Below are 15,007 nucleotides of genomic sequence, written 5' to 3' on the forward strand. Positions count from 1 at the left end.
ATGCTCGACGACGTGATGGGGGCGCTCGACGCCGTCCTGCCGCGGCTGGCCGCGGTCACCGGCACGCCAGGGGTCGCCGTCGCGGTGGCGACGAGCCACGAGCTGCGGACGGCGGCGACCGGGTTCGCGGACCTGGCCGCGGGCACGCCGATGACCGCCGAGACGCCGGCGCCGGCGGGGTCGCTGACCAAGCCCGTGACAGGTCTCGCCTTCGCGCAGCTGGCCGAGGCGGGTGCCGCGGGCTGGGACACGCCGGTCGACGACGTGCTGCCCGCCGGACTGCGCGGCGACGCGCCGCCCGTCACCACCGCGATGCTGGCGTCCCACCAGGGCGGCTACTACAGCGACATCGTCACCGCCACGGCGTGCACGGCACCGGCCGAACCGCTCCTCGGCTACGTCCGACGACGCCACGAAGCCGGGCGCTCGGTGGAGTACGGCGGGGCGCTGCCGCTGGTGACGGCGCCCGGGCCGTACTCGTATTCGAGCTTCGGCGTCGGCGTGCTGGGCGGCGTGGTCGAGCACCTGAGCGGCGAGCCGTACCGCGCCCGTGTCGAGCGCGAGGTGTTCGCCCCGAGCGGGATGACGGCGTCCAGCATCGACGACGGTACGGGCGAATGCGGTGGTGCCACCGGCTACCTGGCGTTCGGCGACTGGTGCGTGCCGAGCCCGCCACTGCGGACCACGGCCTACCCGGGGGTCGGGATGCACACCAGCGCCGCGGATTTCGCGCGGCTGCTGCAATCCCTGCTGCGCGGCGAAGTCGTCGCGCCGGAAACGCTCGCGGCGATGGTGACCCCGCGGGTGGAGCGGCCGAGCCCGCACGGCGTGCGGTCGTTTTCCGGCCTGACGCTCGAACTCGCGGACCCGGACCTGGGCGACGACTGGTGGTGGGGGCACACGGCGGCGTTCCCGTGGGGCTTCTGGTGGGAGGCGCGGGTCTGGCCGCGCCGCGACCTCGCCGCGGTGGCGGTCGGCACCCGGTGGGACATGGCCCGGTTCCACAACCCCGCCTCCCGCAGCGCGCCGGGCCTGGCCGTCGAGTGGGCGGGCCGCTGGGCGGTGGCCGGCGCGCCGGCGAAGCTGCCGGACCTCGACGGGCGGCCCCGGTGGACCGGGCCGCGGCCCACCCCGGAAACCTCGCGCTGGATGGGCGTGCTGGTGGGCGAACGCACCCACGGCCTGCTCGGCGTGCCCGAGGCGATGCCCGTGACGGCGATGGCGGGCGGGGCGCGGTCCCTCGGCGACGGGGACGCGAGCGGCTGGGAGCCGGACGCGTTCGCGCGCGGGGTGGCGCAGGCGCGGGCGGTGGCGCCGGACCCGGCCGCGCTCGGGGTGCTGGGCCGGGAGCTCGGCCCGGCCGCTGCCTTGTGGATGCTGGAGTGCGGGGCCTCGAGCGCCGACGTCACGATGCCGGTCGGCTTCTACGCCGGGGCACCGCGGTGACGCGGGTGCTGCTGTCGACGTACGGAACGCTCGGGGACGTCGAACCGCTGGTGGCCCTGGCCGTGCAGCTGCGGGCGCTGGGCGCGGCCGTGCGGATGTGCGTCCCGCCGGAGTTCGCCGACCGGCCGGCCGGGCCGGGGATCGAGGCGGTGCCGGTCGGCCCGCCGGTGCGGGCGCTGATGCGCGGGGCGACCCCGGCCGAGCTGTCCCGGTACCGGGCCGAACTCGTCGAAACGCAGTTCGACGTCTTCCCTTCGGCGGCCGAAGGATGTGACGCGTTCGTGGCGGCCGGTCTGGCGCAGGTTGCCGCGCGGTCGGTGGCCGAAGCCGCGGGCATCCCGTACGTGTACGTGACTTATTCGGTGGTGAACCTGCCGTCGCCGCACCATCCCCCGCCGCCGCGGCCGGGCTGGCCGGACGAGGAAGGCGACAACACGGCGTTGTGGGCGGTGGACGCCCAGCGGGTGAACGCGCAGTTCCGCGAGCCGCTCAACCGCCACCGGGCCGCGCTCGGCCTGCCCCCGGTGGCCGACGTGCGCGACCACGTCTATTCCGATCGGCCGTGGGTGGCGGCGGACCCGGTGCTGGGACCGGCGGTCCCGGGTCTCGACGTGGTCCAGACCGGGGCGTGGACGCGGGTGGACGAGCGGCCGCTGCCGGCGTCGCTGGTGGAGTTCCTGGACGCCGGTGAGCCGCCGGTCTACGTCGGCTTCGGCAGCATCAGCCCGGCGCCGGACATCGCCCGCTGGGCGGTCGAAGCGAGCCGTGCGCGGGGGTACCGCGTCCTGGTGTCGCGCGGCTGGGCGGAGGTGGCCGTGGCCGGGTGCTTCACCGTCGGCGAGGTCAACCACCAGCGCCTGTTCGGCGAGCTGGCGGCGGTGGTCCACCACGGCGGCGCGGGGACGACGCAGACGGCCGCGCGGGCGGGCGTGCCCCAGGTGGTGGTGCCGATCCGGCTGGCGGACAACCCGTATTGGGCGGGCCGGGTGGCGGCCCGGGGAGTCGGCGCGGCCCTCGACGGCCCGACGGCGGCTCCCGAGTCGCTGAGCGCCGCGTTCGACACGGCGCTGGCCCCCGGAACCCGGGCCCGGGCGGCGGCTTTGGGCGCCAGGATGCGCACCGACGGAGCAGCGGTGGCCGCGCGGCGGCTGCTCGACGCCCTGGGGTGAGCCGCCGGCCTGCTGAGTGCCCGGTAAAGGCCCCCAGGGGGGTTCGCTCGGCGCGCTTGGCGAGGAGGCTCGGCGGGGAAGACCACGGCGGGTTCCCCGCCGACACCGGAGCCCTCCCAGCGGCACCACGACAAGACCCGGTTCCCCGCCGACACCCGCGCCCTCCCAGCGGCACCACGACAAGACCCGGTTCCCCGCCGACACCCGCGCCCTCCCAGCGGCACCACGACGCGACCCGGTTCCCCGCCGACACCGGAGCCCTCCCAGCGGCACCACGCTCCATGCCCTCAAGCCGGCTGCTCCACCAGCTCCCGGGCGCCGGTCCGCTCGGCGCCGACCCCTGCCACCACCACGAACGCCACCCCGGCCACCGCCGCCGCGTCCGGTACCTGGTGCAGCACCGCCAGCCCGATCACCAGCGCGATCGCCGGCTCGAGGCTCATCAGCGTCCCGAACGCCGACGTGGTCAGCCGCCGCAGTGCGAGCATCTCCAGGCTGAACGGCACCACCGGCACCAGCACCGCCAGCCCGAGCCCGGTCAGCAGGAGCTGCCACGTCAGGTGCCCGGCCACCGCCGGCCCGTACACCAGCGTCGCCACGATCCCGGCCACCGGCATCGACACCGCCAGCCCGCGCACCCCCGACACCTCGTCGCCGACCCGCTGCGTCAGCAGGATGTACCCGGCCCAGCAGACCGCCGCACCGAGCGCGAACCCCACGCCCGGCAGGTCCGCGCCGCCCTGCCACGGCTGGGTCAGCAGCACCACGCCGGCCGCCGCGAAGACCGGCCACCGCCGCTTGCCGCCGCGACCGCGGGCGATCGCCACCGCCAGCGGCCCGAGGAACTCCAGCGCGCTCGCCGTGCCCAGTGGCAGCCGGGCCACCGCCTCCATGAACAGCATGGTCATCCCGGCCGTGACCACCCCCAGCGCCACGCAGGCCGCGAACGTCGCCCGCCGGAACGACGACGGCCGCGGCCGCACCACGACGGCGAGCAGCACGCCGGCCCACGCGAGCCGCAGCCACGCGGCACCTTCCGGGCCGACGCGGTCGAACAGGCCGACGGACACGGCGAGACCGAGTTGAACGCACAGCATGGCCGCGACCGCGAGGGTCGCTCCGGAGCGGGTCGTGGCGGGCACGGCTCCAGGAAATACCCCGCACACCGTTCGTGTCCACGTGCCGATGCTGGACAGTCCATTCGGGAATCATGAACAATCGGGCGCATGGACACGCGCAGGCTGCGGTACCTCCTGGAGCTGTCCCGGCGCGGGTCGATGCGGGCCGTCGCGGACGTGCTCGGCGCCACGACGTCGACGGTGTCCCAGCAGATCGCCGTGCTGGCCCGCGAGGTCGGGACGCCGCTGCTCGAACCCGACGGCCGCCGCGTGCGCCTGACCCCGGCCGGGCGGCGGCTGGCCGACCACGCCGTGACGATCCTGGCCGCCGTCGAGGCCGCGCACGCCGACCTCGACCCGCACGCCGAACCGGCGGGGACCGTCCGTGTCGCCGGGTTCGCGTCCGCGGTCCGGCGCTCCGTGCTGCCCGCGGTGGCCCGCCTCGCCACGGACCACCCGGGGGTGCGGGTGCTCGTCAGCGAGTACGAGCCCGCCGAAGCGCTGGCCGCGCTGCTGGCCGACGACACCGACCTCGCGCTCGTCTACGACTACGACCTCGCACCCGCCACCGTGGACCCCGCGGTCGCCGTCAGTCCACTGTGGACCACGGCGTGGGGCCTCGGTGTCCCCGCGGCCGACGCGCGCCGGGTGCGCGGCGAGGGCACCCTCGCCGTCTTCGACGCCTTCCGCGACCACGACTGGATCGGCAACTCCCGCAACACCGCCGACGAGGACGTGCTCCGCACCCTCGCCTCCATGGCGGGGTTCACGCCGCGGGTCGCGCACCGCGCCGACAGCCTCGAACTGGTCGAAGACCTCATCACCGCCCCCGGCGGCGGGGTCGGCCTGCTGCCGACCGGGCGCCCGACCCGGCCGGGCGTCGCCCTGCTGCCGCTCGCCGATCCGGCCGTGCGGCACCGGGCTTTCGCGTGCACCCGCCGGGGCCGCGCCGCGTGGCCGCCCCTGGCGCTGGTGCTCGACTTGCTGACGCACTGAAACCACCGGGCGGGCCGGCGTCGCCCGGATGGCCGACGCCGGCCCGCCCGCACGTGCCGTGACTCCCCAGCGTCACATCGGACTCCGCCGGTCGTGCCGATGCACGCCCATTCGCAGGTCCGCGGGACGACGTAGAACCGTTGAGGCGCAACGAACATTCCGGGCATCCGTCAGGTGACGGATGTCTGATCCACGCGTTCCGCGAAACATTGTTTCACGGGGCCCGCCGCTCCGACCTCGAAGCCGAGGAGGAGCGATGTCTCGTGCTACCACCACCGCCTCCACCGTTGTGATCTTCCTCTTGGCCGTCAACCTGCGGCCGGCCGTGACCAGCCTGGGCGCGGCCCTGCCGGACATCTCCGTCGCCGGAAACCTCGTCGCCGCGGTACTCGTCGCGTTGCCCCTGTGGGCGATCGGGCTCGGCGGCTGGGCGACACCGTGGCTGTGCGGCCGCGTGGGAACCCACCGGACCGTCACCGTGGGTCTCGCCGGGCTCGTGCTGTCACTGGCCGGCCGGGTGCTCGGCGGTTCGGCGCAGCTGCTGGCCGGAACGGCGCTGGCGTGCCTGTCCATCGCCGTGCTCGGCACGATGCTGCCGCTGCTGGCCAAGGGTTCCGCCGCCTTCACCTTCGGGCTCGGGCTCGGCAGCACGGCCGGCGCGCTGGTCACCCCCGCCGTGGTGATGTCGTCGTCGTGGCGGTACGCGCTCGGTCTGTGGGCGATCGTGGCGCTGCTGGCCATGCAGCTGTGGCAACGCACTCCCGACGAATCCCTCCCGGTTCCCCAGCGGGCCACCGGGATGACGCCCGCCGCCGCGCTGACCATCCACTTCGGACTCATCTCGACGGTGACGTTCCTGGTCATGGGCTGGCTTCCCGGCATCCTGCGCGACGCGGGGGTCGCGCCGACGACCGCGGGCACGTGCCTGGCGGTGTCGATGGCCATGGGGTTGCCGATGATGCTGCTGGTGCCGGGCTGGACCCGCAAGTGGCGCAACCAGACCCTGCTCGTCGTCGTCCTGGCCACACCCAACGTCATCGGGGTGACCGGCCTGCTCGTCGCACCGGCGGCGGCGCCCTGGCTGTGGGCCGTGGCCACCGGCGCGGGCATGGGATCACTCGCGTTCGTGCTGACGACCATCTCGTTGCGCAGCAAGGACAGTTCACTCGCACTGTCGGCGGTGGTCCAGGGCGTGGGGTACGTGATCGCCGGCTTCGGCGTCCTGGCCTGCGGCTGGCTGCACACGCACACGGGCACGTGGCAGACACCGCTGCTGCTGGTGCTGGCGATCCTGCTCGGCCAGATGGTGAGCGGCCACATCGCCGTCACGCGCCGGACGGCCGCGACACCGGTCAAGCCGGTGACCCCGGTGACGCTCGCCGTGCGGCCCCAGGGGAACGCTCCGGAAGTGGGAGTCTGACCTCAGCCCGAGGCGGGCCGGTGCCGGGCCGCCTCCCGGGCGATGTCGATCCGCGAATGCACGCCCAGCTTGTTCAGGATGTGCGAAACGTGCGTGCCGACCGTGCGCGGGGACAGGTACAGCCGGGCCGCGATCTGCGGGTTCGACAAGCCTTCCACCACCAGTGCCGCGATCCGGCCCTCGGTCGGGGTCAGGCTGTCCCAGCCGTGCGTCGTCTGGCGGTGCTTCACCGTCGGGCCGCGGCGGATGCCCAGCGCGCGGAACATCGCGCGCAGCCTCGACACGTCCCACTGCGCGTTCAGCTCCGCGTACAAGTCGGTGGCGTGGGTGAACGCGGCTCGCGCCGAACCGCGGTCTTCCTCGCGGCCCTTGGCGAAGGTGATCGCGGCCGCTTCCAGTGCCCTGGCCCGGGACAGCGGCCGGCCCGCGTCGACGTAACCGTCGGCCGCCCGCAGGAGCATCGTCCCGTCCTGCTTCAGCAGGCCGCGGCAGTACAACGCCAGCGCGCGGCGGTGCGGGATGGGCGATTCGGCCGCGAGCGCGCTCACCCGGGCCTCGATCTCCGCCACCGTCCGCTCGTTGCCGGTCGCCGCGGCGAGCCGGGCCGCCTCGGCCAGCAGTTCCTGGCTCACGTCTTCGCCGGACATCGCGGCGGTCAGCACGGCCAGCGCCCGCGCCTCCGCGTCCGCGTGCTCGAACGCGAGGCCGCGGGCCCGCGCCAGCGGATCCACCACCCGGTCGCCGATGCGTTCCGCGTGCAGCGCCGCGACGTCGAGGTGGCGGCGCGCGTCGGCCGTTTCGCCGCGGTGGAAGTGGATGATCGCCGCGACGCCGTGGTCGGCGCACACCACGGCCGGCTCCTTGCGGTCGTCCGGCACGACGTCCACCTCGGCCAGCGCGTCGTCCCACCGGCCCGCCCCCAGCAGCACCTGCCCGATCGCGCTCTGGGCCTGGGCCAGGCGCACGACGCTGCCGGTGCGGTCGGCCAGCTCCCGCGCCTGCCCGGCGGCGGCGAGCGCGTCGGTGAGGCGGTCGAGCGCGCCCAGCGTGACCGACTGGTTGATGCGCAGCAGCAGCGTGAGGTCGATCAGCGCCGGGTCGCCCCGCACGATCGCCATCGCGCGTTCGAACAGCGGCAGCGCGCCGTCCCAGTCACCCCGCGACATCGCGGCCAGGCTCAGCAGGTGCAGCGCCCACCCGGTCGCCCAGCGGTCTTCGGCCGGGCCGAGCTCCGCCAGCGCCGCGGTCGCGACCTCGCCCGCGGTCTCCACGTCCCCGAGGTCTCGGTGCGTCCGCGCGATGAGCACCAGCAGCTTCGCCCGGTGCCGGGGCTCCAGGCCGGGCTGGGTCAGTGCCTCGTTCAGCGCGGCGAGGGACTCGGCGGCGCGCCCGGTCGTCCCGCGGCACTGCACGACCGTCGTGTGCAGGTCGACGCGCACGTCGGGGTCGCGGACGCGATCCAGTGCGCGGCAGGCGATCCGCTCGGCCTGGGCCACGTTGTCCACCTGGTAGTACGCGTCGGCCAGCCGGCAGGCCAGCGCGCCGGTCACGGCGTCGTCGAGCGGCGCGTCGCGCACCGCCCGGCGCAGCAGCGCGACGGCGACCCCGGGCGCCTGCCCGATCAGCAGCGTGGCCACTTCGAGCAGCCACCGCACGGCCCAGGCGGGCACCGGCACCCGGCTGTCCGTTGTGGACACCATGGGCAGCAGCTGCCGCGCCACCCGCTCGACCGGGGCGCTCGCCTCGGCCAGCGCCCACGCGGCGGCCTGGTGCCAGGCGACCCGGACCGCCGTCGGCATCTCGTCGTACAACGCGGTGCGGATCAACGGGTGCCGGAACGCCAGGTCGTCGCCCGCCGCGACGAGCACCCCGGCGGCGCGTGCCTCGTCGAGGGCGGGCAGCAGGTCGGCGAGCGGGGTGTCCGTCACCGCCACGAGGTCCGCGACCGAGAAGCCGACGCCGAGCAGCGCCGCCGCGCGCAGCACGCCCTGCGCCTGTTCCCCGAGGAAGCCGAGCCGGTCCGCGATCGCCTCCGGGAGCGAATCCGGCGTGGCCGCGCCGGTCAGCTCCACGATGCCCGCGGTGTCGACCGCCAGGGACGAGCTCCGGCTCAGCGCGTCGAGAAGTTCGGTGAGGTACAACGGGTTCCCGGCGGCGCCGTCGGCCAGCTGCGCCAGTTCGGCGCCCGGTTTGCCGCCGGCCAGCGCGGCCACCAGTTCCAGCACCGCCGGTTCCGCCAGCCTGCCCAGCCGCAGCCGCTGGGCAGGCCCGACGATCCGGAACAGCGACCGCAGGTCGTCGCGGCGCGGCACCGGGCGCAGCACGCCGATCAGGAGCAGCGGGAGCTGCCGGACCGACCGGGCGAGCCTGCTCCACACCGCCACCGTCGTGCGGTCGGCCCACTGCAGTTCGTCGACGACCAGCACGGCCGGCCCGGCCTGGCAGAGCTCGTCCACCAGCGCGATCAGCTGCTCGGCGGCCGCGGCGGCGAGATCGGCGCCCCTGGCCGCGACGGCGCCGCCCCGCAGCAGCCCGGAGATGGCCTCGCGCCGGGGATCCCGGGTACCCGGCTTGACGTCCAGCGCGTCCAGGAGCGGGAGCAGCGGCAGGGCCTGCCCGAGCTCGTCGCCTGCTCCCCAGTACACCTGGCAGTCCGCGGCCGCGGCGGTGGCGCAGGCGGCCCGCACCAGCGCGGACTTGCCGATGCCCGGTTCCCCGTCCACCAGCACGGCGTGGCCGCGGCCGCCGGCGACATCACGGATCCAGCCGGCCAGCCAGGACAGCTCGGCGTCCCGGCCGACCAGCAGTTCGGTACCGTCCGTGAGCGGCCGCACACCGGGATAATAGAAGTAAAAGTTGTTCCCCAACAAGAGGTATAGCGGGGCAACCCCGATCACCAGGGCTTTTCCCGCGCCAAACATCGATTTCGGGAAATTCGCCGAGTCGTGATCCCAACGTGATTCCCCGCCCCGGCAGTGCGGGATCACCAACCACCGGAGCGCCGTCGAGTAATGGTGCGTCGTCGACCATTCTCACACTGAACGCCTCGGCTTCCCGCGCAGTGTACGCCGCCGACGGCGAACCGCGGAAAGTCCGCGGAAAACGAGGGAAAACGGCGTTTCCGCCGGCGATCGAGAGGAAATTCACCCGGCGGACATCGCCTCCGTCGTTTCTCGCTCCCGGCCGCGGCGCCTCCACCGCGGGGAGCGTTCGAAGATTTCGACTCGACCACCCTCCGTCGCAAGATCTTTCCCCGCGGAGCTCGCGAATACCGCGGCGCCGCCGAACAGCCGGACCGAGGACGGTCGGCGGCGGCCGGGTTTCCAAAAAGTGAACTCGCCGGGTTTCGCCGCCGCCGGGCGCCGTCGAGCTGTTGTTTTCCGCGCCGGCGGCCGACCGCGGGCCACGTTTTCCGCACTCCGCGGGTAAACGGCGGGCGGCCGATCGGCGTCGCCACCGAAGATCGCCGAGCGAACCCCGCCGGCCGCTCCGACATCACTGTCCGCAACCAGAACAGACGTCGGCGCCCGCCGAACGACCGGCCCTCCGACCCGCCGGATTCCCGCGTCGGACAGTCCATTTCCCGGGATTTCAGCGGCCACACGACCTTGTCGCCGCATTGATTCGTAGTATCCGGCGGCCACCGGCCCGCAAAAACAAGATCGTCGATCAAGAATTGGTGCCGCCATTCTGGTGAAATCCCGTTTCGCCGTGGATCCCGCGTTGTCAAGCGATGTCCCGGCTCCTACAGTGACCTGCCTGACGCCGGGGAACATTTCACACGAATCCCCTGGATTCGGTACATCAACTCACCTCCTTCTAGGAGCAGGTCTTGTTTGGAATCGTCAGGAGCAGTGGCCGGGTTCGCGCTCGCCACGCCGCGCTCGCCCTCGCCGCCGCGCTGACCGTCACCGGCTGCGGCGCACTCGGCTCGGCCGACCCGAACGCCGCGGCGAGCAGCGACCTGGAGAAGGCGACGCTGAAGGTCTCGATCTTGCCCACGACCGACCTCGGGCCGTTCTGGCTGGCCCAGGACGAGGGGTTCTTCCAGGCCGAGGGTCTCACCGTCGACTCGGTCATCGCCGCCAGCGGCCAGGCCTCGCTGACGAAAGCGATCTCGGGTGAGGCCGACATCGCCTTCTCGACCTACCCGCCGTTCTTCACCGCGACCGGCACGGGCGCCGCCGACATGCAGCTGGTCGCCGACGCGACCTCGGTCAACCCCAAGAGCAATGCGATCGTCACCGTGCCGAATTCGCCGGTGAAAACAATCAACGACCTGGCCGGCCGGAAGATCGCCATCACGGCCAAGAACACCGCTTCCGATCTGCTCACCCGCTCGGTGATGCAGGACCACAACGTCGATTTCGGCAAGGTCAAATGGGTGCTGATCCCGCTGCCGAACATCGCCGCCGCGCTGCAGCAGGGCGAGGCCGACGCCGCCTACCTGCCGGAGCCGTACATCACCCAGGCCGCCAAGACCGCGGGCGCGATTCCGGTGATCGACATCAACACCGGCGCGACCCAGGACTTCCCGCTGACCGGTTACGGAGCGACGCGGAAGTGGGTCCGGGAGAACCCGAAGACGCTGGCCGCGTTCCAGCGCGCGATGCAGAAAGCCACCCACGAGGCCTTGATCGACCGCGCCAAGGTCGAGCCGCTGCTGGTGCGGTTCGCCAAGATCGACGAGGACACCGCCAAGCTGCTCACCCTGCCGGGCTACGGCTCGATCCTGGACGCCCGCCGCCTGCAGCGGGTGCCGGACCTGCTGCTGCAGCTCGGCGCCATCCCGAAGCCGATCGACGTGAACTCGATGATCGGACCGCAAGCCGGGAGATGACCCGGCGCCGGCCCGGCCGCGCGGCGATACGCTCCTCACCCGGGACCGCGCTCCGGAAAGTTTTCCGCCGGCCGTGTTGATCCGCGGCCCGCCCGTTCGACATGAGGGGGCGAGGGCCGAGAGGCGGCCCCGCGGACGAGGAGAGCGCGATGCCGCGGTACATGCTGATCATGCGGGGCACGGACGAGTCGAACGCGGCCATGATGGCGAACATCGACGAGATGATGGCCACCAGCCGGCAGTTCATCGAAGACCTGGTCAAGGCCGGTGTCTACGTCGCCGCCGAAGGGCTGGACGACCCGGGCCGGGGTGTCGTGGTCGACTTCGGCGGCGAGACCCCCGTGGTCACCGACGGGCCGTACGGCGAGACCAAGGAGCTGTTCGGGGGCTTCTTCCTGATCGACGTCGCCTCGAAGGCGGAGGCGGTCGAGTGGGCCAAGCGGGTCCCGGCGGCACGCGGGGCCAAGGTCGAGGTCCGGCGGGTGCCCGGCAGCGACGAAACCCCGGACGACGGCCCCGACGGCCGGAACTGATGGGCCCGGCCGATGTCGAGGCCGTCTGGCGGATCGAGTCGGCGCGGATCGTCTCCGCGCTGACCCGGTTCACCGGCGACTTCGGGCTGGCCGAGGACGCCGCCCAGGAGGCGGTCGCCGAGGCGCTGGTGACGTGGCCGCTCGACCCGCCCGCCAACCCGGCGGGCTGGTTGCGGGCCACCGCCCGGCGGCGGGCGATCGACGCGATCCGCCGCCGGACGGCGCTGCAGGACCGGTACGCCCTGCTGGCGGCCGGCGCCGGAACCGAGGAGGAGGCCGACCCCGACCGGATCGACGACGACGTCCTGGCGCTGATGTTCGTCAGCTGCCACCCGGTGCTCTCCCCCGAGGCCCGGGTGGCACTGACCCTGCGCGTGGTCGGCGGCCTGACCAGCGAGGAGATCGCGCGGGCGTTCCTCGTGCCGGTGCCGACCGTGCAGGCCAGGATCACCCGGGGCAAGAAGACGATCGCCGCGGCCGGGGTGCCGTTCGAGCTGCCGCCGCCCGAAGAGCGCCGCGAACGGCTGGGCGGTGTGCTCAGCGTGCTCTACGTGATCTTCACCGAGGGCTCGACGGCTACCTCGGGCGACCGCCTGCTGCGTCCCGAAGTCGCGTACGAGGCGATCCGGCTGGCCCGGACGCTGGCCGCGCTGCTGCCGGACGAGCCGGAGGTGCACGGCCTGCTGGCGTTGTGCGAGCTGACGGCCGCGCGGTTCCCGGCCCGGACCGACGCGGACGGGGCGCCGGTCCTGCTCGAGGACCAGGACCGGCGGCGGTGGGACTTCTCGGCGATCCACCGCGGGCTGGCCGCGCTGGCCAAGGCGTCGGCTCGCGGCCTCGGCCCGTACGGCCTGCAGGCCGCGATCGCCGCCGCCCACGCGTCGGCGGCCTCGGTCGAGGCGACCGACTGGGACCGGATCGTGGTGCTGTACGAGGCGTTGGGCCGGGTGGCGCCGTCCCCGGTGGTGGAGCTCAACCGGGCGGTCGCGGTGGCGATGGCTTCGGGGCCGGCGGAAGGCTTGGCGATCGTGGACGAGCTGGTCGCGACCGACCGGCTGCCGGGGTCCTCCCTGGTCCCGACGGTGCGCGGCGAGCTGCTGGCCCGCCTCGGCCGGCGCCGGGAGGCGCGCGCCGAGCTGGAGCTGGCCGCGCGGCTGTGCACCAACCAGCGCGAACGCTCGGTGCTGGAGCGGAAGGCGGCCGCGCTGGACTGAGCGCCGCGGTTACCGTCGGGGCATGAAGCCGACCACATCGCACTGGGGCGCCTTTTCCGCCGAGGTCGACGCCGACGGCCGGCTGCGCGTCGAGCCGCACCCGGCCGACCCGGCGCCGTCGCCGCTGCTGGGCAACCTGGCCGCCGCGCTGGACCACCCGAGCCGGGTGGCCCGCCCGGCGGTCCGGCGCGGCTGGCTCGAGCACGGCCCCGGTCCGGACGACCGCCGCGGCCGCGACGAGTTCGTCGAGGTGCCCTGGGACGACGTCCTCGACCGGCTGGCCGCCGAACTCGACCGGGTCCGCACCGAGCACGGCAACCAGGCGATCTTCGGCGGCTCCTACGGCTGGGCGAGCGCCGGGCGCTTCCACCACGCGCAAAGCCAGCTGCACCGGTTCCTGAACACCATCGGCGGCTTCACCGCGGCACGCAACACCTACAGCAACGGGACGTCGTCGGTGCTGCTGCCGCACGTCGTCGGCGACACGCACGCGGTGCTGCGCCAGGCGTCGACCTGGCCGACGATCGCCGAGCACACCGAGCTGATCGTCGCCTTCGGCGGAGTGCCGGAGAAGAACGTCTTCGTCACGCCCGGCGGAGTCACCGTCCACGGAACACCGGGGCACCTCGCGCGGCTGCGGGCCCGCGTCGCACTCATCAGCCCGCTGCGCGACGACCTGCCGTCCACAGTGGACGCAAGGTGGTACCCGGTCCGGCCCGCCACCGACACCGCGCTGATGCTCGCCCTGGCCCACACCCTCGTCGTCGAAGGCCTGCACGACAAGGAGTTCCTGGACCGCTACTGCGTCGGCTACCCGGAGTTCGAGCGCTCCCTGCTCGACAAGGACCCGGCCTGGGCCGCCGCGATCACCGGCATCCCGGCCGCCGACATCGTCGCGCTCGCCCGGGAGATGGCCGCGCACCGGACGCTGATCACGGTCACGTGGTCGTTGCAGCGCACCGAGCACGGCGAGCAGCCGGTGTGGGCGGGCATCGCGCTGGCCGCGATGCTGGGGCAGATCGGGTTGCCCGGCGGCGGGTTCGGGCACGGCTACGGCTCGATGGGCGACGTCGGCGACACCGGCCCCGAAGAGCGCATCCCCTCCTTGCCCCAGGGCGTCAACCCGGTCGGCGAGTTCATCCCGGTGGCGCGGATCGCCGACCTGCTGCTGCACCCCGGCGCGACCTACGACTACGACGGCGAAGTCCGCCGCTACCCCGGCACCCGGCTGGTCTACTGGGCCGGCGGGAACCCGTTCCACCACCACCAGGACCTCAACCGCCTCCGCCGCGCGTTCACCCGCCCGGACACGATCGTCGTCCACGAACCGCACTGGACGGCCACCGCCCGGCACGCCGACATCGTGCTGCCCGCGACGACCGCGCTGGAACGCGAGGATCTCGGCTCGGGCCGCCGGGACACCCACCTGATCGCGATGCACCGGATCGCCGAGCCCGCCGGCGAAGCCCGCGACGACTACGCGATCTTCGCGGCACTGGCATCACGGCTCGGGGTTGCCGAAGCGTTCACCGAAGGCCGCACGGCCCGCCAGTGGCTGGAACACCTCTACCACAGCCGGCGCTCCACCCCGGCCTTCGAAGAGTTCTGGGCCGACGGCGAACTGCGGCTCCCGCCCGGCCGCGAACACCACACGCTGTTCGCGGACTTCCGCGCGGACCCGGACGCGCACCCGTTGAAGACCCCGAGCGGCCGCATCGAAATCACGTCGGCGACCGTCGCCGGGTTCGGCTACCCGGACTGCCCCGGCCACCCGGTCTGGCTGCCACCCAGCGAGTCCGGGCCGCTGTGGCTGATCGCGAACCAGCCGCGCACCCGGCTGCACAGCCAGCTCGACGCCGGCGACGTCAGCCAGGCGGGCAAGGTCGCCGGCCGCGAGCCGATCCGGCTCAACCCGGCCGACGCGGCGGCCCGCGGGATCTCGCCCGGCGACGTGGTCCGGGTGTTCAACGCCCGCGGCGCGTGCCTGGCGGGCGCCGTCCTGGACGAGGCCCTCCGGCCCGGCGTCGTCCAGCTCGCGACCGGCGCGTGGTTCGACCCGGTCGAGGACCACCCCGGCGGCCCCCTGTGCGCGCACGGCAACCCGAACGTGCTGACCGCGGACATCCCGTCGTCCCGGCTGTCGCAGGGCTGCGCGGGCCAGCACGCGGCGGTCGACGTCGAACGCTTCGACGGACCGGCCCCGCGAGTGCGGGCGCTGCACCCGGAAACCGCTTTCCGGCGCTAGACTGGCCTGCCGGACAAAGGAGTTCG

10 protein-coding genes are annotated in these 15,007 nt (G+C 73.9%); 8 read left to right on the top strand and 2 right to left on the bottom strand.

Features of this window, described 5'->3' with window-relative positions; all coding sequences use genetic code 11:
• Both ACWEVP_RS02005 and ACWEVP_RS02010 read left to right on the top strand, forming a co-directional pair.
• Positions 1 to 1,446: a serine hydrolase gene (locus ACWEVP_RS02005; RefSeq protein ID WP_452061307.1), complete on the top strand. Its 1,446-nt coding sequence runs from the start codon at positions 1 to 3 to the stop codon at positions 1,444 to 1,446.
• A complete protein-coding gene (locus tag ACWEVP_RS02010; RefSeq protein WP_452060759.1) occupies positions 1,443 to 2,615 on the top strand; it encodes a glycosyltransferase in 1,173 nt (390 codons plus the stop codon). Before ACWEVP_RS02005 ends, ACWEVP_RS02010 begins: the two co-directional genes overlap by 4 nt.
• A 287-nt stretch (positions 2,616 to 2,902) precedes the next feature.
• On the opposite strand, the gene ACWEVP_RS02015 is transcribed toward ACWEVP_RS02010, so the two are convergent.
• Positions 2,903 to 3,757 (bottom strand): EamA family transporter, encoded by an 855-nt coding sequence (locus ACWEVP_RS02015; RefSeq protein ID WP_452060760.1) that lies wholly within the window; start codon positions 3,755 to 3,757, stop codon positions 2,903 to 2,905.
• Between the two features lie 84 nt (positions 3,758 to 3,841).
• Between ACWEVP_RS02015 and ACWEVP_RS02020 the strand changes: the two genes are divergently transcribed.
• Both ACWEVP_RS02020 and ACWEVP_RS02025 read left to right on the top strand, forming a co-directional pair.
• Positions 3,842 to 4,729, top strand: coding sequence for a LysR family transcriptional regulator (locus ACWEVP_RS02020; protein WP_452060761.1), 888 nt, complete (start codon positions 3,842 to 3,844; stop codon positions 4,727 to 4,729).
• A gap of 256 nt (positions 4,730 to 4,985) precedes the next feature.
• A complete protein-coding gene (locus ACWEVP_RS02025) occupies positions 4,986 to 6,149 on the top strand; it encodes an MFS transporter (RefSeq protein ID WP_452060762.1) in 1,164 nt (387 codons plus the stop codon).
• A gap of 2 nt (positions 6,150 to 6,151) precedes the next feature.
• On the opposite strand, the gene ACWEVP_RS02030 is transcribed toward ACWEVP_RS02025, so the two are convergent.
• Positions 6,152 to 8,983 carry a helix-turn-helix transcriptional regulator gene (locus ACWEVP_RS02030; protein WP_452060763.1) on the bottom strand — a complete coding sequence of 944 codons (2,832 nt, stop codon included), beginning with the start codon at positions 8,981 to 8,983 and terminating at the stop codon, positions 6,152 to 6,154.
• 998 nt (positions 8,984 to 9,981) lie between these two features.
• On the opposite strand from ACWEVP_RS02030, the gene ACWEVP_RS02035 reads away from it, so the two are divergent.
• From ACWEVP_RS02035 to ACWEVP_RS02050, 4 genes are all read left to right on the top strand, one after another.
• On the top strand, positions 9,982 to 10,989 hold the full coding sequence (locus ACWEVP_RS02035) for an ABC transporter substrate-binding protein (RefSeq protein WP_452060764.1): 1,008 nt from the start codon (positions 9,982 to 9,984) through the stop codon (positions 10,987 to 10,989).
• A gap of 149 nt (positions 10,990 to 11,138) precedes the next feature.
• Positions 11,139 to 11,522, top strand: coding sequence for a YciI family protein (locus tag ACWEVP_RS02040; RefSeq protein ID WP_452060765.1), 384 nt, complete (start codon positions 11,139 to 11,141; stop codon positions 11,520 to 11,522).
• Entirely contained in the window at positions 11,522 to 12,736 is a 1,215-nt protein-coding gene (locus ACWEVP_RS02045; protein ID WP_452060766.1) for an RNA polymerase sigma factor, read from the top strand. Before ACWEVP_RS02040 ends, ACWEVP_RS02045 begins: the two co-directional genes overlap by 1 nt.
• A 22-nt stretch (positions 12,737 to 12,758) precedes the next feature.
• Positions 12,759 to 14,981, top strand: a complete 2,223-nt coding sequence (locus ACWEVP_RS02050; RefSeq protein WP_452060767.1) for a molybdopterin-dependent oxidoreductase — start codon at positions 12,759 to 12,761, stop codon at positions 14,979 to 14,981.
• The last annotated feature ends 26 nt before the right edge of the window (positions 14,982 to 15,007 follow it).

It is taken from the genome of Amycolatopsis sp. NPDC003865 (assembly GCF_053605345.1).

Coding starts and splice junctions, on each gene's coding strand:
- ACWEVP_RS02025 (WP_452060762.1), top strand. CDS start 4,986: ATGTCTCGTGCTACCACCACCGCCTCCACCGTTGTGATCTTCCTCTTG.
- ACWEVP_RS02040 (WP_452060765.1), top strand. CDS start 11,139: ATGCCGCGGTACATGCTGATCATGCGGGGCACGGACGAGTCGAACGCG.
- ACWEVP_RS02005 (WP_452061307.1), top strand. CDS start 1: ATGCTCGACGACGTGATGGGGGCGCTCGACGCCGTCCTGCCGCGGCTG.
- ACWEVP_RS02050 (WP_452060767.1), top strand. CDS start 12,759: ATGAAGCCGACCACATCGCACTGGGGCGCCTTTTCCGCCGAGGTCGAC.
- ACWEVP_RS02045 (WP_452060766.1), top strand. CDS start 11,522: ATGGGCCCGGCCGATGTCGAGGCCGTCTGGCGGATCGAGTCGGCGCGG.
- ACWEVP_RS02020 (WP_452060761.1), top strand. CDS start 3,842: ATGGACACGCGCAGGCTGCGGTACCTCCTGGAGCTGTCCCGGCGCGGG.